This is a genomic window from Phyllobacterium sp. GQ127 (assembly GCF_059758635.1).
Map to the genome: position 1 here is coordinate 932,192 of NZ_JCAXDZ010000001.1, position 23,863 is coordinate 956,054.

Annotated in this window: 22 protein-coding genes; 11 read left to right on the forward strand and 11 right to left on the reverse strand. The window is 51.3% G+C overall.

Going from position 1 to position 23,863, the window contains the following annotated elements; all coding sequences use genetic code 11:
* Window positions 1-79: 79 nt before the first annotated feature.
* From AC6CHM_RS04865 to AC6CHM_RS04875, 3 genes are all read left to right on the forward strand, one after another.
* Window positions 80-1,504 (forward strand): alpha,alpha-trehalose-phosphate synthase (UDP-forming), encoded by a 1,425-nt coding sequence (locus AC6CHM_RS04865; protein WP_307285589.1) that lies wholly within the window; start codon window positions 80-82, stop codon window positions 1,502-1,504.
* 29 nt (window positions 1,505-1,533) lie between these two features.
* Window positions 1,534-4,137, forward strand: coding sequence for a malto-oligosyltrehalose synthase (treY, locus tag AC6CHM_RS04870; RefSeq protein ID WP_498172231.1), 2,604 nt, complete (start codon window positions 1,534-1,536; stop codon window positions 4,135-4,137).
* A gap of 134 nt (window positions 4,138-4,271) precedes the next feature.
* Window positions 4,272-5,249: a bile acid:sodium symporter family protein gene (locus tag AC6CHM_RS04875; protein WP_336439921.1), complete on the forward strand. Its 978-nt coding sequence runs from the start codon at window positions 4,272-4,274 to the stop codon at window positions 5,247-5,249.
* Here the strand turns inward: AC6CHM_RS04875 and AC6CHM_RS04880 are convergent.
* The 4 genes from AC6CHM_RS04880 to AC6CHM_RS04895 all read right to left on the reverse strand — a co-directional run bounded on the left by AC6CHM_RS04880 (window position 5,242) and on the right by AC6CHM_RS04895 (window position 10,829).
* Window positions 5,242-6,624, reverse strand: coding sequence for a virulence factor family protein (locus AC6CHM_RS04880; protein ID WP_307285596.1), 1,383 nt, complete (start codon window positions 6,622-6,624; stop codon window positions 5,242-5,244). The two genes, AC6CHM_RS04875 and AC6CHM_RS04880, sit on opposite strands and share 8 nt — an antisense overlap.
* Window positions 6,621-9,215, reverse strand: a complete 2,595-nt coding sequence (gene mprF / locus AC6CHM_RS04885) for a bifunctional lysylphosphatidylglycerol flippase/synthetase MprF (protein WP_498172660.1) — start codon at window positions 9,213-9,215, stop codon at window positions 6,621-6,623. The genes AC6CHM_RS04880 and mprF overlap by 4 nt, the downstream gene beginning before the upstream one ends.
* Window positions 9,216-9,406: 191 nt before the next feature.
* On the reverse strand, window positions 9,407-9,886 hold the full coding sequence (locus AC6CHM_RS04890) for a hypothetical protein (protein WP_115052791.1): 480 nt from the start codon (window positions 9,884-9,886) through the stop codon (window positions 9,407-9,409).
* A gap of 250 nt (window positions 9,887-10,136) precedes the next feature.
* Window positions 10,137-10,829: a fumarylacetoacetate hydrolase family protein gene (locus tag AC6CHM_RS04895; RefSeq protein ID WP_498172232.1), complete on the reverse strand. Its 693-nt coding sequence runs from the start codon at window positions 10,827-10,829 to the stop codon at window positions 10,137-10,139.
* A 329-nt stretch (window positions 10,830-11,158) separates the two neighbouring features.
* On the opposite strand from AC6CHM_RS04895, the gene AC6CHM_RS04900 reads away from it, so the two are divergent.
* Together AC6CHM_RS04900 and AC6CHM_RS04905 are read left to right on the forward strand one after the other, a co-directional pair.
* Entirely contained in the window at window positions 11,159-12,277 is a 1,119-nt protein-coding gene (locus AC6CHM_RS04900) for a glucoamylase family protein (RefSeq protein WP_498172233.1), read from the forward strand.
* A gap of 44 nt (window positions 12,278-12,321) precedes the next feature.
* Window positions 12,322-13,266: a diacylglycerol/lipid kinase family protein gene (locus tag AC6CHM_RS04905; protein ID WP_336439917.1), complete on the forward strand. Its 945-nt coding sequence runs from the start codon at window positions 12,322-12,324 to the stop codon at window positions 13,264-13,266.
* A 12-nt stretch (window positions 13,267-13,278) separates the two neighbouring features.
* On the opposite strand, the gene AC6CHM_RS04910 is transcribed toward AC6CHM_RS04905, so the two are convergent.
* The 5 genes from AC6CHM_RS04910 to AC6CHM_RS04930 all read right to left on the reverse strand — a co-directional run bounded on the left by AC6CHM_RS04910 (window position 13,279) and on the right by AC6CHM_RS04930 (window position 16,186).
* Entirely contained in the window at window positions 13,279-13,707 is a 429-nt protein-coding gene (locus AC6CHM_RS04910) for a hypothetical protein (RefSeq protein ID WP_115052787.1), read from the reverse strand.
* 114 nt (window positions 13,708-13,821) lie between these two features.
* Window positions 13,822-14,700, reverse strand: a complete 879-nt coding sequence (locus tag AC6CHM_RS04915; protein WP_498172234.1) for an alpha/beta hydrolase — start codon at window positions 14,698-14,700, stop codon at window positions 13,822-13,824.
* The gene (locus AC6CHM_RS04920) at window positions 14,697-15,398 is read right to left on the reverse strand and encodes an XdhC family protein (RefSeq protein ID WP_337354643.1); all 702 of its coding nucleotides are present in this window, start codon (window positions 15,396-15,398) and stop codon (window positions 14,697-14,699) included. The genes AC6CHM_RS04915 and AC6CHM_RS04920 overlap by 4 nt, the downstream gene beginning before the upstream one ends.
* Window positions 15,399-15,400: 2 nt before the next feature.
* Window positions 15,401-15,679: an XdhC family protein gene (locus AC6CHM_RS04925; RefSeq protein WP_115053277.1), complete on the reverse strand. Its 279-nt coding sequence runs from the start codon at window positions 15,677-15,679 to the stop codon at window positions 15,401-15,403.
* A gap of 51 nt (window positions 15,680-15,730) precedes the next feature.
* Entirely contained in the window at window positions 15,731-16,186 is a 456-nt protein-coding gene (locus tag AC6CHM_RS04930) for a flavin reductase (RefSeq protein ID WP_307286584.1), read from the reverse strand.
* A gap of 186 nt (window positions 16,187-16,372) precedes the next feature.
* Here AC6CHM_RS04930 and AC6CHM_RS04935 point away from each other — a divergent pair, with 186 nt between their 5' ends.
* From AC6CHM_RS04935 to purB, 5 genes are all read left to right on the forward strand, one after another.
* Complete coding sequence (locus tag AC6CHM_RS04935) at window positions 16,373-17,455, forward strand: branched-chain amino acid ABC transporter substrate-binding protein (RefSeq protein ID WP_337354642.1); 1,083 nt, start codon at window positions 16,373-16,375, stop codon at window positions 17,453-17,455.
* Complete coding sequence (locus AC6CHM_RS04940) at window positions 17,455-18,462, forward strand: P1 family peptidase (protein ID WP_498172235.1); 1,008 nt, start codon at window positions 17,455-17,457, stop codon at window positions 18,460-18,462. The genes AC6CHM_RS04935 and AC6CHM_RS04940 overlap by 1 nt, the downstream gene beginning before the upstream one ends.
* A 63-nt stretch (window positions 18,463-18,525) precedes the next feature.
* Window positions 18,526-19,200 (forward strand): ribulose-phosphate 3-epimerase, encoded by a 675-nt coding sequence (gene rpe / locus AC6CHM_RS04945; RefSeq protein ID WP_307285621.1) that lies wholly within the window; start codon window positions 18,526-18,528, stop codon window positions 19,198-19,200.
* 41 nt (window positions 19,201-19,241) lie between these two features.
* On the forward strand, window positions 19,242-19,937 hold the full coding sequence (locus AC6CHM_RS04950) for a DUF2259 domain-containing protein (RefSeq protein ID WP_498172661.1): 696 nt from the start codon (window positions 19,242-19,244) through the stop codon (window positions 19,935-19,937).
* A gap of 101 nt (window positions 19,938-20,038) precedes the next feature.
* Complete coding sequence (gene purB, locus AC6CHM_RS04955; protein WP_115052779.1) at window positions 20,039-21,355, forward strand: adenylosuccinate lyase; 1,317 nt, start codon at window positions 20,039-20,041, stop codon at window positions 21,353-21,355.
* A 238-nt stretch (window positions 21,356-21,593) separates the two neighbouring features.
* On the opposite strand, the gene AC6CHM_RS04960 is transcribed toward purB, so the two are convergent.
* Window positions 21,594-21,821: a DUF1127 domain-containing protein gene (locus AC6CHM_RS04960; RefSeq protein WP_307285629.1), complete on the reverse strand. Its 228-nt coding sequence runs from the start codon at window positions 21,819-21,821 to the stop codon at window positions 21,594-21,596.
* Window positions 21,822-21,913: 92 nt separating this feature from the next.
* On the opposite strand from AC6CHM_RS04960, the gene AC6CHM_RS04965 reads away from it, so the two are divergent.
* Window positions 21,914-23,347: an aminotransferase-like domain-containing protein gene (locus AC6CHM_RS04965; RefSeq protein WP_498172238.1), complete on the forward strand. Its 1,434-nt coding sequence runs from the start codon at window positions 21,914-21,916 to the stop codon at window positions 23,345-23,347.
* Between the two features lie 50 nt (window positions 23,348-23,397).
* Here AC6CHM_RS04965 and AC6CHM_RS04970 read toward each other — a convergent pair whose 3' ends face one another.
* On the reverse strand, window positions 23,398-23,835 hold the full coding sequence (locus AC6CHM_RS04970; RefSeq protein ID WP_115052777.1) for a VOC family protein: 438 nt from the start codon (window positions 23,833-23,835) through the stop codon (window positions 23,398-23,400).
* Window positions 23,836-23,863 lie beyond the last annotated feature (28 nt).

A 23,863-nucleotide genomic window follows, 5' to 3' on the forward strand; every position in this document is an offset into this window, starting at 1 on the left:
TACTAATTCGAAAAAAATGGGAACCATCTGCGCCCGAGCGGATTGGGTTTATTCAACTCGAATGCAAGGGACTTAATCTATGGGACGGTTGGTTGTTGTTTCAAACCGAACGGCGAACCTCACTAAAAAATCACAGGCAGGGGGATTAACAGTCGGAATTGTCGATGCTTTGAAAAGCCAAGACGGCCTGTGGATGGGTTGGGATGGACGTATTTCGGAAGATATTTCAGCCCCAAAACAGGAAAAGTACGACAACGTAACAACGCTGACGACATCCCTTACCCCAGAAGAGCACGAGAAATATTATCTCGGATTTTCAAACAAGGTGCTTTGGCCAGCCTTTCACTATCGGCTGGATTTAATGGACTATCGCACCGAGTTTGCTGATTGCTACGCTTCAGTCAATGAGCGTTTTGCGGCCACGCTTGCCCCCCAGCTTAAGCAGGATGATGTGATCTGGGTTCATGATTATCACATGATCCCTATGGCAGCGAAACTGCGCCAGAAAGGTTGTGGCAATAAGATCGGCTTTTTCCTGCACATCCCCTTTCCTTCCATTGACGTATTTTCGGCCGTTCCAAGACATGAATGGCTGCGATCATGTCTACTCCAATATGATCTCATAGGGTTTCAAACGGTAAACGACGTTCAGAATTTTCATCGTTATCTTAAAGAACATTCCGACGCAGATATAATTTCGCCGGAATTAGTGCGGGTTGACGGTCGTACAATTCATATCGGGCATTTTCCAATCGGGATCGATGTGAAGCAATTTGCCCAGACATCCAGCAAACCGGATGACACGGTGGAACTCGAACGCATCCGCCGGAAAATGTTAAAACGGTTCCAGATCATATCTGCTGACCGTCTCGATTACTCCAAGGGCTTGCCACATCGCATAAAAGCATTTCGAAAGTTTCTTGACCTTTATCCTGAGTACCAGGGGCATGCTGAATACCTACAAATTGCGTCTCCTTCACGTGAAGACGTAACAGCTTACGGCGACATAAAATCAGAACTTGAACAACTCGCTGGCGCAGTCAACGGCAAGTTTGCCGATTTCAACTGGGCGCCGATCCAATATATCAACCGCAGCATTGCGCGCTCTAAACTTGCCCCACTGTTCAAATCAAGTTTGATAGGCTTGATTACGCCACTCCGCGATGGAATGAACCTTGTCGCGAAAGAATATGTCGCTGCGCAGGACGATGCAGATCCCGGGATTCTCATACTGTCCAAGTTTGCTGGAGCCGCCGAGGAGTTGAGCGAAGCTCTGATCGTAAATCCCTACGATATCAATGACGTGGCACAAGCTATTCAAAAAGCTGCGACTATGCCACTCGCCGAACGGCAATTGCGGCACCGCAAGCTTTTAAAACGCGTCACAGAGCATGATGCTCAATGGTGGCAGCGCGAATACCTTGATGCGCTTCTCGGCAAAACTGAACGACCTCAGCTCATACATCAGTTCACAAAACACTCGCCCATCCACCTGACAACTTAACTGAGCGTGATCAGGAGTAGTGAATCAGAATGCCAAAACGGAATGACGTACCGACATCAGCCTATCGCTTGCTTTTGAAGAATGGTGTTACTTTCAATCATTTGGCGTCGAGAGTGCCTTATCTGAAACGACTGGGGATAGACTGCGTCAGCGTTTCATCTGTTTTCGATACAAGCGATGCTGGAAACGGGCGTCGATCTTTTGACCCAACTACGCTGGATCGGAAATCGGGCGGCGAACAGGGCTTTGCAAGACTTATCCGCGCATTGGAAAACGCCGGTATCAGTCTTTTGATCGATATCAATCCTAATCAAATTCCTGCTTCTTACGAAAACCCGTGGTGGAGATCGCTGCTTGAGTGGGGTAAGGATGCCAAATACGCCAAGTATTTTGACGTCGACTGGAGCAGTCGGCTAAGCCTGCCGGTGCTGGAGCGCCCACTTGTCGAAGAACTCGATAATAGTGCGATCAGCTTGGTATTTGATACTGCGGCGAATGTGCTGGGAATATCACACGCGCAAAATCTATATCCCTTGTCACCGCCATCTTATGCGACAGTCTTGCAAGGACTCGATAGCGAACTGGCCAACCAATTTCGTGAAGCAGCAGCCAAAGCTCAGCCATCCCATCCCGACCAGTTTCATGAAAACTTGCGGGTAATATACGGACGGAGCAGCGTTTCCAATCGTCTTGCTCTGGCTGATCACCTCAACAGGCTAACCGTTGACATCTCATCCTTAAAGAAAGTTCTGACAGAGCAGCATTGGATTTTAATGACCATCGCTGACGCCCGCAAACACTTAACTTACCGACACTCATACGACTCCCTTTATTCTGTGGGGGCAAATGTGGAGGACCCCGATGTTTTCAATGACTTTCATAAAACAGCATTGGAACTAATCAAACTAAGCGCAGTAAGCGGATTTCGAGTGAATCAAATAGATGGTCTTGCAGATCCTGCTGGATATTTGAAACAATTGCGTCACGCCACCGGCAGCAATGCTTACATTGTCACCGACAAAATTTTTCTGAATGGAGAGGTGCAGTCAGAAGAGTGGGATGTGGATGGAACGGCCGGCTATGAGTTTATTGCCGTCGCATCAAATGTCCTGGTGAATCACGCACGGCTTCCAACTCTAGAACAAGCCCATGCGACAGTAGCGGGAGTTGAACGGTCTCGGGAGAACCATTACCGGGATGCGAAGCACGCCATTCTTCACAAGAAACTCGCGCCGGAATTGAACGCGTTGGCGCGTTTTCTTTTGCAGTTCTCGCCCGGAGACATTGATGAACTTGAAATAAGGCGCGCAATTTCCGAAACTATTACGGAACTACCAGTGTTTCGAACTTACCCGAGTGATCGACAGGATCACTACACAATGATTTTGCAAACCGCAGGGATAACAAGATCGACCCTGCCGCCAAAAATATATGACGAATTTGATACTCGCTACCAACAGCTATCGGCTGCAGTTATGGCTCAAGCGGTCGAAGAATCCTATCGTTATGACCGTGGCCCGATTTCGGTCGATGAAATTACGGTCTTCTCTGCCGATGCGAAACGACCGGTTGAGGCGTTTCACACACACATGGCCCAAAAGGCTGCAATGATGCCTTTGGGCATGAATGCCACCAGCTTTTCCTACGCTACTAAATTTGGTGAAGATGCCCGCATGCGTCTTTTGGCGCTCACAGAATCTCCGGCGAACTGGATACAATGCGTGTCGGACTGGCGAATACGCTTCGCTCAAAACGTCAAGATGATTGAGGGGGCCCTGGTTCCACATCCAGAAACAGAATGGCTGATTTATCAGACCATGGCTGCAATTTGGCCTCCCCAACTCCATCTCGATGATCAAAAGTCGCTCTTGGCTGTTCAAGATGAATTAACAGGCTTTGTAATCAGAGCTATCCGGGAAATGAGGAAGGACGCCTTTTGGACGGAGGTCAACCGCCCCTATGAAATGGCAGTCGCCGACTATATTGGCAGCGTCTTCCTCGATCGTACATTTCTGATGGAGTTCGCAGATAGAATGAGGCCGTATTGGGTTGCGGGAGCAGTCAACAGCCTTTCACAAACCGTCCTTAAAATGACAACGCCTGGCATGCCGGTCATACAAACTGGTTCTGAAACCTGGGATTTTTCGCTTTCTCAGACAGGTGCGCCTGACGATGCTGGCTTTGAAAAACTGAGTGCGCAACTAAACTATGCCGAACAATCTCCGTTCACCAATTTATTGGCGGATTGGCATTCGGGCGCTTTGAAGCAACGTATTATCACAATTCACCTTCGACTAAGACAGCAATATCCGGAATTGTTTTTGCGGGGAGATTACATTCCTCTACAGATCGGCGGTATCTATTCAGACCACCTTTTGGCCTTCTTGCGCCGCAACGAATCCAGTTCATGTATTGTCGCGGTTCCCCGCTTGCCATTTGAGGCGGTCTCGAAATTTCAGGAGCCGTTCATGCCCATTCCCGCTTGGGGAGACACCACCATCCATGTGCCGGAAACGATATCATCGGCAGTGTTTCAGAACGTCCTGACAGGTGAGACGATTTTGCCAGGCGACGCGCTGCTCGCTGCTGATGCGATGCGTGACTTTTCTACGGCAACGCTTATCGCCGATTAGGCCGACACTCCTATTTATTCCCTACAATAGATCGGGCCGATAAGTGGCAAACGGTGCTTGTTTTGCTGCGACGTTATTGGCACTGGGCGGTGCGGTTCATGCAGCGTATTAGGCTGTCTCGTCTTGGAAAAATCATGTCACGTTTCCTACCTGATACCTTCACCGTGCTGCTTGTCCTCACAGTGATCATTGCTTCTTTTGCTCCGGTCAGCGGAACGACCGCAGAATATTTCGGATACGCCACCAAGATTGCGATTGGTCTTTTATTTTTTCTCCACGGCGCGCGTCTTTCTCGCGATGTGGTCATTGCCGGCTTTCTTCATTGGAAGCTGCATTTGACCATTCTTGCGTCAACCTTTGTGCTGTTTCCTCTGCTTGGGTTGGGAATTGGCGCCTTGGTACCGGCTGTTCTTTCGCCGACCTTCTACGCAGGTGTCCTCTTCCTTTGCGTCTTGCCATCTACGGTTCAGTCGTCGATTGCGTTTACTTCAATTGCCGGCGGCAATGTACCCGCAGCAATTTGCGCGGCAACAGCATCAAATATCTTCGGCATGTTTTTAACACCGGTTCTCGCGGGCATACTATTATCAGCCCAAGGTCATGCAGACTTTTCGCTGGAAGCACTCCGGTCGATACTTCTTCAACTGCTGGCACCATTCATTCTGGGGCAGATACTTCAGCCGTGGATTGGTAACTTCCTTCGCAGCAAGAAAACAATTTTGATGCCGATTGATCGAGGATCAATCCTGATGGTCGTTTATCTTGCTTTCAGCGAATCTGTTACTGAAGGCCTGTGGCGGACGATCTCGATCAGTGATCTCGTCATGCTCATCGCCATCGATATCATTTTGCTGGCGATTGTGCTCACCGCCACGATGTTTGGCAGCCGGTGGGCCGGTTTCTCGCGAGAAGATGAAATCGCGATTACCTTTTGCGGCTCCAAGAAAAGTTTGGCGAGCGGCGTTCCCATCGCAACGATAGTTTTTGCAGGGCAGAGCATAGGCAGCATCATGCTGCCATTGATGCTATTCCATCAGATTCAATTGATGGCCTGCGCCGTCATCGCCCAACGCTACGCCAACAAACTGTTCAAAGCGTCTAACGCTATTTGAGTTGACGAGCTGCCACTGCCTCCATCAGCTTTGCGGCAAGAAGTTCGTATTTCTCATCATAGTGATGATCGCCCGGAAGCTCGATTTTTTCCACGGCACTTAGCGACGGATCGGTACATGCCGTGTCGTCTTCCTCTGATCCATAGACGCAAAGCACCTTGGCAGTCGGTACTTTAGTGATTGCTGGCGCAACCTCATTGTCGCCGCCCAATCCCAGCCAAGCGCCAACAGAGACCTGAAAAGGAGTCGTCTTTTCCGTACCGATTAACCCGACAAGGCTGATACGGTCTTGAAGCTCTTTGGGAAGATAGGGCCACGCAAAAGGCACCGTATTGGCTCCGAAGGAATATCCCAGCAATAATACAGGTAATTTCCCGCTAGGATCGGCCTTGGCAACCATTCTTTGTATGTCTTTCGCAATGCCTTCCGGCTTGCGAAGCGACCAATAGTAACGCAGTGAATCGATGCCAACCACATGGGTGGACTCTTTTGAAATTATATCGCCAACCGATTTGTCGATATCTCGCCATCCGCCGTCACCGGAAAAGAATAGAGCCACATATTTTGCCGGGCCATTGGCTGAAGGAATATCGATCACTGGTAGTGCTTCCGCGGAAGCATCTTCTTTCGCTATATCCACGGCAGCGTCCGCCGCCAACTCCAGCCGTTCTGCTATCGACGAGCCTATTTTTTCCTGCGCTAAAAAGAATCCGGCGCTAGGCGGCCCTTTCGGCTCAGTGTCAGATTTCTCGCGTATTATAGTCGCCGGATTTGGCAGGTCTGCATCGTAAGAATAACTGAAGCCCTGCCCTGCAACTGCTTCATAATCTGCGCCTTCACACGACGGCAGCTTCGTATTGAGGGCAGGCGATGGATCAACAATTACTGCGCCGGCAATTGTTGCCGCAGGCGTATCTGCAACCGACGCATAGGCCAATACACCACCCTCACCTATCCCAACAATCACGGGATGCATGTAAACATCAACAGCGATCATTCTCTGCGCCTCCTTGGCAATTCCCTCAAAGTCCGACACGAAATAGGTGCAATCGCCCGTATCCTCGTTGAGCACCTTGCGCCATTTTTCCAGATCAACCGTAAGAACAAGAAAACCTCGATCGAGAAGTAGCTGCGCCAACTTCGTATCACCAGCGGCAAGACCACCCCTCTGCGAAACAAGAATCGCCAGTGCCTTTGGTTTGCCCGAAGGTTGTAGAAGCGGCACGTCAGTAAGACGTTCCGATGAAACCAGCACAGGTCTGCCCGATGAGCGGAAACCCAGCTGTGGTGCAAAGTGCAACCCGGCAACCAAAACAATACTGACAGCCAGAAGAGCCGCGACGATCAATGTGTAGCGGTTGCGTAAAAACTTCATCGTTTGAAAACCTCGAAGGGGCTTCCGCTCACAAGATTGGTCGCATCAATAAGCGAGCGGGGTGTTGCAAGCCCCGGGGGGCAGATTAGGTAGTATGGAGTCCATTTTGGACCGAATTTATCCTTGAAAGCCCGAAGTCCATCAAATCGGTAAAACTCAGCTCCGCGCCGGTAAATGAATGAACCGATGCGATTCCAACGTGATGCGAGATGGCTATCGGAAAGCCCCGAAAGCGGCGCGGCCCCGAGGTTAAACCAACGGTATCCCTCATTTTTGGCGGCAACCAGCAGATTCGCAAACAACCCATCCATAACGACACTTGAGGCATCGGGTAAATGTCGCATGAGATCCACAGCGACTTCCCCTTGCCCTGCACCGCGCCAAAGGTTTGCGAAAGCAACAATTGCTCCTTCTTTTCGCAAGATTGCGATGTCGAAATGGGCAAGATAGGCATTTTCAAACGAACCCAGCGAGAATCTTTTCTCCGATCCGGACTTCATGGCCAGCCAGGCATCCGAAATCGCACGCAACTCCTGCATGACTTCACTAGTTCGCTCTCGTGGGAGTATTTCAAAAGTCACTCCCTCTTTCTCCAAACGCCGCGCCGCATAACGCAGCGGTTGGCGCTTCGATCCCTCAAGCGAAAATTCGGTGAGATCAACCCGTGCAACCTCACCGAGCTTTAACGCAGTTAATCCCATATCAAGAAATAGTGGCAAGCGCTCTGGTCCGACGCCGTAGAATACCGTTCTGGTTCCCGTCCGATCAGCCAGCCCGCGAAAAGCCCAAGCAAGATCAGAGACAGTTTTATCATCAGTACCAACTGGTTCACCCATGGAAACCAAGCTTCCGCCTGAACGGGCATACATGACAAAACCATGCCCGGCATCATCCATCAAAAAGCGCTTGTCACCGAGCAAAGCCAATGCATCTGATGCACGTGCCGATTGAGCAACCAATGCGGGCACTTCATCTGGTATCGGCTGGGCACGTAGCTTGATACGCCCTACCCCATTTATGATCGTGTTGATTGTTATGGCAGCAAGACAAGTTAAAACCAGAACCAGAGCGCGCAGAAACCGCGATGCCTGAGCATCCCATGCAAATTCCCACCAAAGCTCATTGGCATATTCAACATGGCGATAGGCAAAGAACCCCAACCAGATGATAGCAAAGGCTGTCGTTCCAACGCTGGCCAGCCATCCCCACGACAAGGCAAAACTCTCGCCAAGTGGCTTACGATAGAAGGATTCACGAAAGAGCAGCAGAATACCCGCCATCAATGTGAGCAGCAGCGCCTCTTCCCATGCAAGACCTTTGATCAAAGCGAATACAGCACCCGCGCTGAACAGTCCGAGCGCAACAAGCCAAGCGCGCCAAAGGCGACGCGCCAATCCTCTTGCCACGATCAGAAGAGCTAGCCCAACAAAGCTCGCACCCAAGTGCGACATTTCGAGAAAGGGCATCGGAACAATACCCGACAGCGCTTCTAGCCGATAATGCGTGCCGGGAATCACCGTCGAAATTAGAAGCACAATCCCGCCTAGAAAGGCTATTCCTGCCGACAACGGAGGGATGAGCGGCTCAAACATCCTCACGGCAGTCTGGGTTGATGCAGTGAGCACGTGCCGTTTCCGCAGGATTTCAGACAAGGCAAAGCCGGCAACGGCAATCAAAAAGGGAAATAGGGTGTAGATGGCGCGGTAAGCCACCAGTGCAGCAATTGCATCGGGATTTTGCCCAAGCCCGAGACCAGCGATGATGGTGGCCTCAAAAGCACCAATTCCACCCGGCGCATGGCTCACAATGCCGAGTGCTACGGCGACGACATAGACAAGAGCAAAGGCAGGAATACTGCTAACCGATCCGGCAGGAAGCAGGACGTAAAGCGTTGCCGCAGCAGCAGCGACGTCAACCAAACCGGAAATGATCTGCAGCAGCGCTCCCTGCGTCGAAGGGAGCTTGACTGACATTTTGCCCAACCGCAGAGTCCGCTCACGTCTAGAAAGCCAATACAGTAGCAACGCTACGCAAGCGAGTACCCCAGCCCCGATAATTTGGTCCACAATGGGTCCGAACGAAACAACCCATGGAATTCGCGAAGGATCAATAACAAGTGCAACAGCAATAAGAATGATGAATGCAAACCATATGGCCATCCAGGATGTACCAATGATCCGGCCAATATCGGCTGTATCTATCCCCTCGGCAGCATAGATTCTGTAGCGTAATGCGCCACCTGTGAGCAGAGAGAAACCAAGTGCATTGGAGATAGCGTAACCAGCACCTCCAGCCATCGCGGAAATTCGGTAAGGTATTCGTCCCGGAGCAATTGTCTCAACAGCAACGACATCATAAATGGCAACGGCTGCGAAGCTCAAAATAGTGAAGGCAAAAGCCAGAAAAACCAGATTTCTCGGTATTTCGCGTAGCGATTGGCGAACGTCATGAAGATAGATATCGCTCGATAAATGACTGAGGACGAGCAAGCTTATCCCGGCGACGGCGATACCGAGAAATGCAAACAGAGCAGACCGGGCTTTAACGCTCCAGGGGTTACTGGATTCCGTTCGTGCTTCTATTTTGCGGATTTGCTTTTCACTATCAACAATTGGCGTCATTGCAGGTACCGGCTTAAAAACGGTTTCTAAATACTGCCAAGTTCACCATGAAATTGGGGTAGCGTCACTAGCAATCCAATAATGGCGGGATTGCGCCAAAATTTAAAAAAACGATGCGCTGAAACGGATGGCGCTCAACATCTTCTAGGCGGGGCTCTGTTTTACGCCGCATCAAGTATGAGGCGCCGATAACTTCCAGGAGCCTTTACCCTACCAACGGCGGCTGAAGGCGGCGTCAATTTCATCGCCTCGGTTACCGCGCTCGCCACAGAATTGCTGTTTTGGAGCCAAAAGGAATAACGGAGGCCAGATTGGCGGATGCGCTCTGCTAGATCAACTGCGGCGCGCCAGCGAGCTGCGACCGAACTATAACTGCCTTCTAAAAGAAGTGACGTTATCGACGTTGGCCGCAAATAGAACTCTGGAAAGTATCGCAGATCACGATGAGCATAATCGGTAACGACGGCCGTCAAAGGCCCTCGAATGGCGCAATAATTAAAACTGCCATCTGAATTGGAGGCACCACCATTTATCTCGAAAATCGGCCTGCCGGTTTCATCGCACATCACAACAAAATTATGGCTGGCTATCCCGGCAAAACGTGGGATGGGATATGAGCCAAACAGTATTTGGTAGTTCATCAAGCGCCAACTTTCGAGCCAATTCGGGTGTCGTCACTTATTAGATAAAGCATTTATTTTCAAAGACAACACACGAATTTTCAATCAAATCCCCCTGCGAATTTAGTTAGCCGGCAAATACTTCACTCCAGGTCGATTTTAAACGCTTTTCTACAACCCTTACTGGCATTTCGACCGAAAAAAATATTTCCAAACAGCCAGCTTGTTTGCAGCAAAAACAATCATCTTTGTTGGCAAAATTTAGATTGCATCAAACAACGCCCACTTCAATTTCCGAAATCCCGTCCACTCCACCGACCATTTTATCCCCGCGTTGTATTGCTCCAACGCCAGCCGGCGTTCCTGTAAAGATGAGATCTCCGGCTTTAAGGCTGAACAATGTCGAGAGATAAGCAACAGTTTCGGGCACTTTCCAAATCATCTGACTGAGATCACCGCGTTGACGTTCAACCCCATTTACGTTGAGCCATATCGCGCCTTTTTCGGGGTGGCCGATTACTGAAGCTGGTACAATTGGTGAACATGGTGCAGATGATTCGAACGCTTTACCGACCTCCCATGGACGACCGAGTTTTTTCGCTTCTCCTTGCAAGTCACGACGCGTCATATCCAGCCCAACAGCATAGCCGAATACGTGATCAAGGGCTGCATCATTGGCAATGTCGATCCCATCCTTCCCGATAGCAATCACGAGTTCCATTTCGAAATGAACATCGCTCGTCGCCGGTGGATAAGGAAAATCCTGGCCCTGTCTTACGAGCGAGTCTGGATTCTTCTGAAAGAAAAAAGGGGGGTCACGATTCGGATCATGACCCATTTCGATTGCATGGTCGGCATAATTGCGCCCAACGCAATATATTCGATGTACAGGGAAAAGTTTGTCCGTGCCGGAAATCTCCAGTCCTGGTTGTGGGACAGGTTCAAAAATATACTCATCGTGCATGATTGTTTTCACCGCTTATTGATCGCTGGGCTCTTTCTGGACTAGATCATTCCTACTACATGCTATCAAGACCAGAAAACGTTCATCAAGCCAATGCCACGTCGCAGCGGGGACTTGCGTCTTTCATGCATCTGAAATTTGATCCGGCGTATCCAGCAGAAATTGCCCAAGCTGACGACGACATTCTGCTCGAACAGGTCCAGCACGCAAGCTTCGCCTATTTTTGGCACGGCTCACACCCGAAGAGCGGCTTGGCGCGGGACAGATCTGGCCGAACGGCTGATCCAGCCAATGACCTCGTAGCGATTGGCGGATCGGGTTTTGCATTTATGGCGATTCTGGTTGCTGTGGAGCGCGACTGGATTTCGCACCAGCAAGCCCGCGAGCGCGTTAATATCATGCTGTCTGCATTGGAACACACACAAAGATATCGAGGTGTTTTTCCCCATTTCATCAATGGCAACGATGGCTCTACCGTTCCCTTTTCAAGACTGGATGATGGAAGCGACCTTGTTGAGACTTCATTTCTCATTCAAGGGCTGGTTTGTGTAAGGCAATATTTCAATTCTGCCAGCGCCGAAGATCTGGCGATACGAGAGCGTATTAATCGCATCTGGAGAGATGTGCAGTGGAACAGCCACGTAAAACCAGGTCGTAACGTTTTATACTGGCATCATAGTCCGAAATATCGCTTCGCCCGGAATGTGCCAATTCAGGGATGGAACGAAGCACTGGTCACCTATGTTCTGGCAGCCTGCTCTGAAGAATACGGCATTCAATCCGATACTTATCATGATGGATTTGCACGCAACGGAGTATTTCTCAACGGACGTGACTACTATGGTGTAAAATTACCTCTAGGAGCCGACTATGGCGGCCCTCTATTCTTTGCACATTATTCATTTTGTGGATTGGATCCGCGAGGACTGTCCGATCAATATGCGGATTATTGGGAGCAAAATCAAAATCACAGTCGGATCAACTATCTGCATAGTGTCCATAACCCACATGGTTATAAGGGTTATGGCGCCAATTGCTGGGGGCTGACATCGAGCCACGGACCAAAAGGGTATCTAGCCAGTTCACCGGCATCCGATTTCGGGGTGATCGCACCGACGGCTGCTTTAAGCAGCATGCCCTACACACCCAGAGAATCCATGCAGGCACTTCGCCATTTTCTCAGCTTGCCCAACGGCAAGATGACAGGTCGGTTCGGGTTCGTTGACGCATTCTCGCCTGCTACTGAATGGTATGCACGGACTTATCTTGCAATCGATCAGGGGCCCATTATCGCCATGATAGAAAATCATCGGAGCGGCCTGCTTTGGAAGCTGTTCATGAGCGCTCCGGAGATAAAGCACGCATTGCTGAAACTGGGTTTTCAAAGCCCGCATATGGAAAATCCGGGGAACCAAATCACCGCTGAGCCATTGCGTCAGTTCATATAACCAACCAGTTTTCAATTAAGTTCAATTCAATCCAGGGGCCGGTAATGAAAGTTCACGCCGTTTTCAACCGCGATGGCGGCACATTCCGCACGATGGACATGGATCTGTTTACACAGACCGCAAAGGACATTTTCGAAAAGCACGGGCACAGTTTTCAAAGCGAAGTCGTTGCGGGGAAGGATGTTGTAAAAGCCTTGAAACGTGTGGCAACTGAGGCTGGTGCACATGTACTCATGGCTGGCGGCGGTGACGGCACAATTTCCGCGGCGGCCGACATCGCCTGGAAGGCAAAAGTGCCACTTGCAGTGCTGCCTGCCGGCACGATGAACCTGTTCGCACGGGCATTAAAAATTCCATTGGAGCTCAATGCCGCTCTCGAAAGTCTTGCGAGCGGGCAGATCGAAGCAGTGGATATCTCTACTGCCAACGATGAAAGCTTCGTGCACCAGATATCCATCGGTTTTCAACCGCAGATGATCAAATTTCGCAATACGCTCACATATCACTCCCGTTGGGGTAAGCGATTGGCGAGTTTTCGCGCTTTTCTCAAAGCGATGGCCAAACCACCACGCTTTTCCGTTAGAATGACCATCGACGGATTTCCCACCGAAAGAACGGTATCGGCGATTTCAGTATCCAATAATCCATACGGTCAGACCATGCTGCCCGTTCCAGATGACGTAAATAAGGGTGAGCTGGGAGTCTATATCGCGGGCAGCCTCACGTCTGGGACACTTATGAAGCTGACTTTGTCGGTTATTACGGGCTCGTGGCGCCGGAATGCAGATGTCGAGGAAGTATTGGCGAAAGAAGTACAACTTCACTTCCCGCACAAGAGAAGAAGCGCCAAGGCAACGATCGATGGAGAACTGATAGCGTTGCCCAAAGACGTGGAAATTAAGATACATGCAGGCCAGCTGAAAGTGCTGGTCCCGCTAAGACCAGATCAGGAACAAGACAGGGCGACTGACGCCGCCCCGCCTCTCTGAAATGATGCTGAGTTAGCTCTTCTTCTTTGACTTTTGCACAGGTGCTGCCTGGACCGCAGTTTTCTTCGCAGCTGCGGCTTCTTCAGCAGCAACCTGATCTGCACTTTTCGGCATGGTATCGACTATCGAACGCACCTTGCCTTTATCGGTAACGGTACACATGGCATCGCGAATATCCGCCCTCAGGCGCACCTGATTTACGCCGCCGCCAATTGGTTCAGCATCCACAGCAGTTATATGATTTTCCGTTAGAAAATATTTCGACGCCGCAGCAGATATGCATGGATCAGCCAGCGCTGCATCAACAGGTGGCCGAACAGGGGCAAAGGTCGGCATGATTGTAGGCCGCATATTCGGTTCGCTCGTCGTGGAACACGCTGCCAAAGGGATAAGAATCGCCAATGGGGCAATCCGGCATAGGATGTTGTTGGGCAGGCGCATTGCTCTCTCCGCAAAAGTCGTCTCGAAGGGTGTTGTATAAGGCGGAAACTATTCGCTTTTTAACAATTGTCGAGTGGCACAACTGCCACAATGGGACTTTATTGCAACATTCATTCAGGAGGGAATGGATAGCATCCAATTCAACACCAGTCGCCAATCGGTCATGCGAATAGGTGTCCCGTGATTACCACTCTCAAATCTGTGAAATTTCACCGGATACGCGGACACCTGCGCTCGAATTTTCCGATAGAATGCCTCTTGATTGCTGATCGAAAACACAGGATCACGACTCCCGTGGCCGAAAAATACGGGAATTCGGCGTTTAAAAGCCGCAGAACTAAAAAACTCGTCGTCCCATAACGAACCGAGCAAGATCAAACCAGATATGTTTTTGGAAGCCGCAGTGTCGTTTGCCAAACGCCAACACAACTGCCCTCCCATCGAACCGCAGGCGACGATCAGCTTCGCTCTGGGTGATTGAGCTTTAAAATAGCTGATGAGACTTGAAATTTCGTTCGCGCCCTTTTCCCCGAAATCGCTAAAATCGGGAGAAAGATACAGCCCGTCATTCTCGTTCAGCAGGTTCTTGAGGCGATTGAAATTACCCCCAAAAGTGTAGTCGTTCATCCCTTGTTGACGGTTGCCGCCCTGACCATGGAGATAAATCACTATAAATGAGGCACCGCCGGTAGCTTTGCCAACCGTCATAACCTTCATCGCACCGGCATCTGTGGTAACCGTCAGATCCTTCTGCGTACGTTTGGGCTGCATTGACAGATAGGTCTGCTTGACACGCCGCTCCGGGATTTGGTCGCGCCCGTTAATATCGCGCATTTCATTGTAATTGATGACGACATAATCGCCGTTGTCACCTGTTTTCAAAATTTCCGGATAGGCAAATAAACTATCCTTATATGGAGCGATTTGAGCTGCTGACGCTGGGCCGCAAAAAAATATAATGATCAATGCCGCCAAAAAACCGAGCTTGTTCAATTTCCATCCTTGCCTAGATTGTCGCGAGCGCGAAACGCCTTGATTACACCCCCGATGATCGCAACTGCAATCTCCTGCGGGCCAACAGCACCGATATCCAGACCGATCGGGGCATTGATCGAGCTTATATGATCGTCATTAAATCCCAGCGATTTCAATCGTTCAATGCGTTTTGCATGAGTGGTGCGGCTACCAAGGGCTCCGATGTAAAAACACCCGGCTTTCAGGGCCATTTCCAATGCCGGATCATCAATCTTTGGATCATGTGATAAAACCGCCATGGCGCAATAGCTATCAAGAGGGCGTTCGAGCAGCACGTCATGCGGCCAGTCGGCATAGACCGCCACATCTGGAAAGCGCTCTGGTGTCGCGAATGCGGATCGGGGGTCGATGATCTCCATCTCGTAACCAGCGGCCTTTGCCATTGGAGCAAGTGCTTCGCTGATATGAACGGCACCTATGACAACGAGGCGCGGTGACGGCAGATAGACGTTCAGAAAAAAAGAGCTGCCGTCGATCTCGATAACGCCAGATTGCCCTGTCAAAAATGCTTTCCTGATGGCCTCGCCCAATTTACCAGCTACAGGGTCCGTTTCTTTTACTACCCGATCGCGCCCATCTGTGAGGTCAGTCAAGAGAATTGCGGCGCGACGTTCAAGCCGCTCTTTATTGAGTTTCTTCAGGCAAAAGGGATCCATAGTTAGCCCAGGCGCTCAACGTAAACTTTGATCCGTCCACCACACGACAGTCCCACTTTCCAAGCGGTTTCATCGGCAACTCCAAATTCAAGCATAGCCGGTTTACCGTGGCGGATCACATCGGCAGCTTCTGCGATCACGGCAGCTTCAACGCATCCTCCGGACACGGAACCTTCAAAATTCCCCGAATTATCAATAACCAACTGACTTCCTGCCTGGCGCGGTGACGATCCCCATGTCTCTATGACCGTGGCTATTGCAACATCCCGGCCTTCCAGCATCCAGCGTTCGGCAATGATTAGCGGATCTGGCGGTTGTTGTAGAACCACGGCCTATTCTCCAACGCGATGATAGCCACGGTTGAGGTAGACCAGCGAGTTTTCATAATCGCCCATATTGATAGCGGTCACTTTGCCATAAATTACGTAGTGGGTGGCGACTTCATGGGTATCGATAATCCGACAATCGAAACTTGCAAGCGCATCTACCAATACGGGGGCGCCAGTTTGCGCCGTATGCCAGTTTCCAAGTGCGAATCTGTCAGCCTGTGAGAGATCACCCTTGCCGGAAAACGCTTCCGACAGCGCTTGCTGCCTATAAGACAGCGTATTCAAGGCGAAGACCTGATTTTCGATAAAGAGATGATTGAACTCATGCTTGCGGTTTAGGCAAACGAGCATGGTCGCAGGATCGTCAGATACCGAACAGACAGCCGATATTGTTACGCCGCGACGCCCGGCTGGGCCATCAGTGGTCAGGATATGGACGGCTTCAGCAAAATGGCTCATCGCATTGCGAAATGCGAGGGGCTCTATCTTCTGGTCTTTGGCGATAAACACAGTACTTTTTCCATTTGTCCTCGCATCACTACCGCAAGATGTATCATTTATATAGGGCCGGATTGCACTAAGTGAAGGAAACAGTTACCGAAAACAGGCTATTGGTTACAGATACGAGGAAACGGCACTTTTTCGATGACTTTACTGATCCGCGCGACAACCTTCGCCCTTGGCTTGGTTTTCTGCACTACCGCATATGCCGAAGACAAAATTGGTGTTGTCGCGCCAATCTCGGGCACGTTTTCGCGCTTGGGCAATCAGTTGGTGGACGGCGCTGCAATAGCAATCGCATCAGACAAAAGCGGGCAAGGGGCATCAATAGTAACCGCTGACGACACTTGTACGGCAACGGGCGGCGCTGAGGCTGCGAAACAACTGCTTCAATCGGATGTGCTGATTGTCGTGGGATTTCTATGTACAGAAGCGCTTGAGGCCGCTTTGCCCATTCTTGGTCAAAAAGGTATCGCAATCATCACGCCAGCTATACGTTCGCAAACGCTGACGGAGCTACGAACCGACCAACGCTATCCTGTTTTCAGGCTTGCTCCTTCAAACCGGAATGAAGTGAACGAAACCAGCGCCATACTTTCTGACCGTTGGCGTTCCACGCCCTTTGCCATAATTGATGACGGAACAATCTTCGGGCGTGAGCTAACCTCCGGTATTCGTGCGCGGCTTGAAGAGAAAGGCCTAAAGCCGGTATTTTCAGATACGTACAGGCCGGGCCTCGACAACCAGAATGCCCTCGTCGGACGCCTCAAACGCGCTGGTGCCACTCAGGTGTTCGTTGGTGGGGAACGTGATGATGTCGCAGCAATTGGTCGTAGCGCCGCGATATTGGATTACCCCTTGACGATTATCGGAAGTGAGGCGCTAAACGCCTTAGGCCATGAAAATGACCTTGCAGTGGGTACGCTCATGATCGCGCCCCGTGCACCGCAAACATTGGAGAGCGCGCGCGCCGCCAAGAACGCCATTGAGCTCGCAGGCAAAGTTCCAGAGGGCTATACGATCGCTGCCTATGCCGCCGGAGAAGTTGCTTTGGGCGTGCTGCAAGCCGCAAAGTCCCAGGCGGGTTCAATCAACGAGCTGCTCCGCAAAACTACTTTTGAAACAGCGCTCGGGCCTGTGCAGTTCGATGCTGCGGGCGAACGTATTGCCGACACTTATCGCTTGCAAAAATACGATGGAAAACAATTTGTTCCGGAGACCAATTAATGGCACTGCGGGCCGGAGCTCTCAATCTCATTACCGATGTTGGCGGCCTTAAGGTTGGCAATGCTTCAAGCGAACATGTGAAGTCCGGCTGCACCGTCATACTTTGCGACACACCGGCAACAGCAGCAGTCCAAATACTTGGCGGAGCGCCTGGCACGCGTGAAACGGATTTGCTGGAGCCGCATAATACGGTTGAAGCCATTAACGCACTTGTTTTGTCTGGCGGCTCGGCTTTCGGACTTGATGCCGCATCGGGTGTTCAAGCGGCGTTGCGCGAAATGGAAGTGGGTTTTGAAGTCGGCACTCAAAGGATTCCCATTGTTCCTGGAGCAATCCTTTTCGATATGCTCAATGGCGGCGACAAGAATTGGGGCCGATACCCGCCCTATCGTGAGATGGGATATGACGCGGTTCACTCAGCATCGCGGAATTTTACCCTTGGCACGATTGGTGCCGGAACAGGCGCAACAGTGGCCGGCTTGAAAGGCGGATTGGGGTCCGCCTCAGCGGTTCTGGACAACGGAACAACAATCGGCGCTCTGGTGGCTGTCAATGCGCTTGGCATGGTTACCGTCGGAAATACGCGACACTTCTGGGCTTCTCCCTTTGAAATTGCTGATGAATTTGGCGGACTTGGCCTGCCCCACCCTCTACCCGGCGAGGCTGCTGATGTGCGAACCAAGTTCAGCGATGCACAGCGCGGCGGCAATACCACTATCGGCGTGATTGCTACCGACCTTATTCTTACCAAGGCGCAGGCCAAACGTTTGGCAATCGCAGCCCATGACGGCTTTTCCCGGGCTATATGGCCTTCCCACACGCCTTTCGACGGCGACCTGATCTTTGCGCTTGCCACAGGAACAGCCGGAAGGACACCGGAAATTGGGGAGTTCATTGAACTTTGTGCAACCGCTGCCTCCACAATGGCGAGGGCTGTGGCACGCGGTGTCTATGCCGCCACCCCGGCCGATAATGATCCCCACCCTGTCTGGCGTTCTCTGAGCTAAGCTTGTGCGGTAAAGCTGCACATGATAGGTCCGCGCCAACCATTTCCCTATCCGGAGACTACCATGAGCCGTCCGCTCGTTATCGCCCCGTCCATTCTGGCATCGGATTTTTCCAAGCTTGGCTCAGAGATAACCTCCGTGCTGAACGCTGGTGCAGACTGGATACATATTGATGTCATGGACGGACATTTCGTGCCCAATATCACCTTCGGCCCGGATGTTGTGAAAGCGATCCGTCCTCTGACCGATGCGGTGTTTGACACGCATTTGATGATCGCGCCATGCGACCCATATATTGAAGCCTTTGCCAAGGCGGGTTCAGATATCATTACGGTTCACGCGGAAGCAGGACCACATTTGCATCGTTCCTTACAAGCCATTCGCACCTTTGGGAAAAAAGCTGGCGTTGCGATCAACCCCGCTACGCCCGAATCCGCAATCGAATATGTTCTCGATAATGTTGATCTAATCCTGGTGATGACTGTCAATCCGGGCTTTGGCGGACAGAAATTTATCGCTGAAATGCAGGATAAATTGAGGAAAATCAAAACGATGATAGGCGGCCGGCCTATCGATATCGAAGTCGATGGCGGTATTACGGCAGAAACAGCGCCATTGGCGGTCGCCGCCGGAGCCAATGCGCTTGTTGCAGGTTCAGCAGTTTATAAAGGCGGGACAGAAGCGCATTATAAAGCTAATATCGACCTGATACGGAGCTCGATTAAAAAGGGATCGTAATGCCATACCGCCAATTATCGAGATTGAGCCTGTTGGCCGTAATGGTTGCGATGCCAAACATGGCTCAGGCTGGCGATGCAGCAAAGCTTGATATTATTGGTTTTTCCAAAGATGGCGGCATTTTCGCCTTTGAAGAATATGGCATACAGGATGGCTCGGGCTTTCCATATGCAAACCGGTTCTATATCGACACAGCCACTGACAAATTTCTTGCAAAAACGCCGGTACGCATAAGGCTGGACGACGAGAATTCGTCCGTCGAAAAGGCTCGCAGCAAGGCGGAACAGGACGGTCAAAATCTGACATCTTTGCCTGATACCGAGCTACGCAAAAACGCTGGTCATACGGTTGCATTCAATCCCGTAACAGAGCTTTCGTCCGATCCATTCAAGGTGATCGTCAACCCAAGGCCGGTCTTTCCGGCACTTGATGCCAGCCTGACAATTACACTTCAGGAGATCCCTGCCCCCGCCAGTGAAACATGCAATAAAATGGGTGAAATCAAAGGGTTCCGGCTTACGCTTGCTGAGGATAAGCCTGATGCCAAGCCCGAATTATTGCATGAAGACCAAGCTATTCCCACCAGTCGCGATTGCCCTCTCGGCTATAGTATCGGCGCTGTCCAGACCTTTTATCCAGACAATGGCAAGCCCGTTGTCGCTGTCATGATTTCGGTTCGCGGCGTTGGTTTTGAGGGCCCTGACTACCGATGGCTGGCGGTGACGAAACAGCGATAATCCACACCAACCGATGCCAGCCGCAAACTGGCATTGAGTGATGCGCCCCGGTCTGATAGACCGCACAGAAATCCAAGACACACCCGCCGACAGGAAAACATATGATCCCGCGCTATTCGCGGCCCGAGATGGTCGCAATCTGGTCTCCCGAGACAAAATTCCGTATCTGGTTTGAAATCGAGGCACACGCCTGCGACGCACTTGCCGAGCTGGGCGTGATCCCGAAAGAAGCTGCAAAAACGATCTGGGAAAAAGGCGGCGCGGCGACATTCGACATTGATCGCATCGATGAAATCGAGCGGGAGACAAAGCACGATGTCATTGCTTTCCTTACACATTTGTCCGAAATCGTCGGACCGGATGCGCGTTTCGTGCACCAAGGAATGACCTCATCTGACGTTCTCGACACCTGCTTCAATGTGCAACTCATGCGTGCCAGCGATATCCTTCTGGATGACCTGGATCGGCTATTGGCAGCCTTGAAAGTTCGCGCTTTCGAGCACAAGGATACAGTCACGATCGGTCGCAGCCACGGCATTCACGCCGAACCGACAACCTTCGGCGTAAAGCTGGCTCAGGCCTATGCGGAATTCGAAAGATGCCGCAACAGACTGGTGGCTGCCCGTGAGGAGATTGCAACCTGCGCCATTTCCGGCGCTGTCGGAACTTTCGCCAATATCGACCCACGCGTCGAAGAACACGTGGCTAAAGCATTGGGAATGCAGGCAGAACCAGTTTCCACGCAGGTTATTCCGCGCGACCGTCACGCCATGTATTTTGCAACCTTGGGTGTAATTGCTTCTTCGGTTGAGCGTTTGTCGGTCGAAATACGCCATTTGCAACGCACGGAAGTATTGGAAGCGGAAGAGTATTTTTCACCCGGACAAAAAGGCTCTTCGGCCATGCCGCACAAGCGGAACCCGGTTCTAACCGAGAACATGACCGGCCTCGCCCGCATGGTTCGCGCTTTCGCACTTCCGGCAATGGAAAATGTCGCGCTTTGGCATGAACGCGATATTTCACACTCATCGGTTGAACGAATGATTGGTCCAGATGCGACCATCACCCTTGATTTCGCCTTGGCGCGAATGGTTGGCGTGATCGAAAAGCTGCTGGTCTATCCAGATAACATGTTGAAAAACATGAATAAATTCCGTGGCCTGATTCATTCTCAGCGCGTATTGCTTGCACTGACGCAGGCCGGCGTTTCGCGTGAAGACTCCTATCGCCTCGTCCAACGCAATGCGATGAAAGTGTGGGAACACGGCGCAGATTTCCTTGAAGAACTGCTGGCCGATGCTGATGTTCGAGCTTCTCTTCCGGAGGAAGTCATTCGCGAGAAGTTTGACCTCGGCTATCATACGAAACATGTCGATACGATTTTTAACCGGGTGTTTGGCTCAACCAACAACAACTAAATTGAAGCTTCCGATTGAAAAAATGCAGCAAAATTTGCCCATTCTTCAGCAAGATTTCAGAAATCTCGCGCAATATCCTGGAAGAATTTCAATTTGACTGGTGGAAAAAGGCCTTTTGGCTAGCAAAAACGGCATAAATACTGAAAATAACAAAAAAGAGGAATTGAACGATCGTTCAATTCCTCTTTTTCATTCAAGCCAAGAATTGGACAAGACGAGCGCTCAACCATCACGGCCTTCAATCCCAAAAGGACCGTTCAACTTCGCGGCGAGCTTCGCGTTTTGAAATGCCGATATCCCGAAGTTGATCATCAGTCAGTTCACTGAGATGAATGCGGGTTCTCCGCTTCATCATAGCCAAGCTGAACCAGTTGAGCGCTGCCGAAACCCGATGGAATAGGCTATGGCGCGGCTCAACGAACTCGTTTGTCTTGCAACAGGCATCAATTGTGTCAATTGTACTCATTTTTATCACCTTTCAAGTCGAAATTGACTCGAACATTGTTCGATACTCTAATGAATTGACTCCGTTTGAATCGCAATATATTCATTGTCACCATGACAAATTGGCTTCCGAACCTCGAAACTGACATTGAACCCCAACAACGCCGCGGCCCGCTCTATATGCGGCTGGCAAACCGGATTGAATCCGACATAGCGCAAGGGGTTCTTCCGCCCGGCACCAAGCTGCCGCCGCAACGCAATCTCGCCTTCGATATTGGCGTGACGATCGGCACGGTGGGCCGCGCTTATAATCTCATTCGCGAACGAGGATTGGTCACGGGAGAAGTCGGGCGTGGCACCTATGTCACCAGCCACAAGGATGTTCCACTGGTGGAGCGTTCAAATCAGTCCACACCCTTTGGCGGAACGCGCGGCGCAATTATTGAGCCGGGTAATATCCGCCTCGACTCGACCGCTGCCATTGATGTCGGCCAATCTGAGTCGATAGAACGGTTGCTGCAAAACATTGTACGACAATACCCCCGCGAGGTAACCAGCTATTCCCGCACCCTGCCCCAAGGCTGGCTTGAGGCTGGAAGCAAATGGCTCTCAACCGCAGATTGGGCGCCAGAGCCCGCATCAATCGTGCCAACACTTGGTGCCCATTCGGCAATTCTTGCGATCATTGCAGCGGTCACTGCCCCCGGTGACAAAATCGCTTTTGAGGATCTGACCTATTGTTCTGCCGCGCGCAGCGTCAATCTCATGGGGCGACGCAGCATCATCATGCACACACAGGCCGGATATGCGACACCAGACGATTTTGAGCGGCTTTGTGCGCAACAACATCCGAAACTCGTCTTCCTCATGCCGTCACTGCATAATCCCACAGCGACAACCATGCCTGAGGACTATCGCCACGCATTTGCCGATATCGCCCGCCGCTATAATGTCTGGATCATTGAAGATGATTTATATGGTTCGGTAATGAAGCGTGAATTTACAGCTATCGCGCGTCTGGCGCCCGAGCGCACATTTTACATTGGCGGTCTGTCTAAATCGGTCGCAGCTGGCGTGCGCGGCGGCTGGGTGGCCTGCCCGCCAAACCTGGCGACCCGCGTTTACACCGCCCATAAAATGCTTACCGGCGGAATGCCGTTCACTATGGCGGAACTTGGCGCACAATTGGTCAATTCAGGTGAAGCGGATATAATCCGCAACAAGGTTTGCGAAGAGATCCAAGCTCGTGAAGCAATTGCGCGCAGCATATTTGCGGGATTGGATTTCAACTCTCAGCCGCTTGCAACATTCCTCTGGGTAAAACTTCCCGATCCCTGGCTTTCTGCGACATTCAAGAATGCCGCCCTCAATGAAGGCGTGCTGATTGATGACGAGGATGAATTCAAGCCCGGCCGTACGGAAAAGACCTTTCATCGCGTGCGGCTTGGGATAACAGTGCCTGCAACCCGTGAGGAACTGACCCAAGGGTTTTCAATCGTCCGCCGCCTGATGGACACGGATAATGCGAGTTATGACAGCTATTCGTGAAGCCGTGCGGGATACTCGCATGGCTTTCATTAAGGTCTTTAAAGGCGCGCTCAGTTGAGTTCTTGCGCTAGTCCGATGAGAAGTCCTTCAGGACCGCGTATGTAGCAGAGCCGGTATATCTCTTTATATTGCACGACTTCACCTACGAGCTGCGCGCCGCGTTTATAGAGCCGTTCAAGCGTCTCATCGATGTCATCCACGGTGAACATGGCGCGAAGGTAGCCCAAGGCGTTTACCGGAGCATTGCGGTGGTCCGCGACAACAGCGGGTGCGAGGAAGCGGGATAATTCGAGCCGGCTGTGCCCGTCAGGCGTACGCATCATGGCAATCTCGACGTGCTGATCGCCGAGCCCTGTCACACGCCCTGCCCATTCTCCTTCGATCGTGGCCCGACCTTCAAACTCAAGGCCAAGCTCCGTAAAGAATTCGATCGTCTCTTCGAGGTCCTCGACGACGATTCCTACATTGTCCATCCGTTTGAGCGCCATGGGCCCAAGCTACCCAATCTGCAAGGTG

Excerpts from the sequence above, each read along its gene's own strand:
- AC6CHM_RS04865 (WP_307285589.1), top strand. The coding sequence starts at position 80 with ATGGGACGGTTGGTTGTTGTTTCAAACCGAACGGCGAACCTCACTAAA.
- treY (WP_498172231.1), top strand. The coding sequence starts at position 1,534 with ATGCCAAAACGGAATGACGTACCGACATCAGCCTATCGCTTGCTTTTG.
- AC6CHM_RS04875 (WP_336439921.1), top strand. The coding sequence starts at position 4,272 with ATGTCACGTTTCCTACCTGATACCTTCACCGTGCTGCTTGTCCTCACA.
- AC6CHM_RS04880 (WP_307285596.1), bottom strand. The coding sequence starts at position 6,624 with ATGAAGTTTTTACGCAACCGCTACACATTGATCGTCGCGGCTCTTCTG.
- AC6CHM_RS04890 (WP_115052791.1), bottom strand. The coding sequence starts at position 9,886 with ATGAACTACCAAATACTGTTTGGCTCATATCCCATCCCACGTTTTGCC.
- AC6CHM_RS04895 (WP_498172232.1), bottom strand. The coding sequence starts at position 10,829 with ATGCACGATGAGTATATTTTTGAACCTGTCCCACAACCAGGACTGGAG.
- AC6CHM_RS04900 (WP_498172233.1), top strand. The coding sequence starts at position 11,159 with ATGGCGATTCTGGTTGCTGTGGAGCGCGACTGGATTTCGCACCAGCAA.
- AC6CHM_RS04905 (WP_336439917.1), top strand. The coding sequence starts at position 12,322 with ATGAAAGTTCACGCCGTTTTCAACCGCGATGGCGGCACATTCCGCACG.
- AC6CHM_RS04910 (WP_115052787.1), bottom strand. The coding sequence starts at position 13,707 with ATGCGCCTGCCCAACAACATCCTATGCCGGATTGCCCCATTGGCGATT.
- AC6CHM_RS04920 (WP_337354643.1), bottom strand. The coding sequence starts at position 15,398 with ATGGATCCCTTTTGCCTGAAGAAACTCAATAAAGAGCGGCTTGAACGT.
- AC6CHM_RS04925 (WP_115053277.1), bottom strand. The coding sequence starts at position 15,679 with ATGCTGGAAGGCCGGGATGTTGCAATAGCCACGGTCATAGAGACATGG.
- AC6CHM_RS04930 (WP_307286584.1), bottom strand. The coding sequence starts at position 16,186 with ATGAGCCATTTTGCTGAAGCCGTCCATATCCTGACCACTGATGGCCCA.
- AC6CHM_RS04935 (WP_337354642.1), top strand. The coding sequence starts at position 16,373 with ATGACTTTACTGATCCGCGCGACAACCTTCGCCCTTGGCTTGGTTTTC.
- AC6CHM_RS04940 (WP_498172235.1), top strand. The coding sequence starts at position 17,455 with ATGGCACTGCGGGCCGGAGCTCTCAATCTCATTACCGATGTTGGCGGC.
- rpe (WP_307285621.1), top strand. The coding sequence starts at position 18,526 with ATGAGCCGTCCGCTCGTTATCGCCCCGTCCATTCTGGCATCGGATTTT.
- AC6CHM_RS04950 (WP_498172661.1), top strand. The coding sequence starts at position 19,242 with ATGGTTGCGATGCCAAACATGGCTCAGGCTGGCGATGCAGCAAAGCTT.
- purB (WP_115052779.1), top strand. The coding sequence starts at position 20,039 with ATGATCCCGCGCTATTCGCGGCCCGAGATGGTCGCAATCTGGTCTCCC.
- AC6CHM_RS04960 (WP_307285629.1), bottom strand. The coding sequence starts at position 21,821 with ATGAGTACAATTGACACAATTGATGCCTGTTGCAAGACAAACGAGTTC.
- AC6CHM_RS04965 (WP_498172238.1), top strand. The coding sequence starts at position 21,914 with ATGACAAATTGGCTTCCGAACCTCGAAACTGACATTGAACCCCAACAA.
- AC6CHM_RS04970 (WP_115052777.1), bottom strand. The coding sequence starts at position 23,835 with ATGGCGCTCAAACGGATGGACAATGTAGGAATCGTCGTCGAGGACCTC.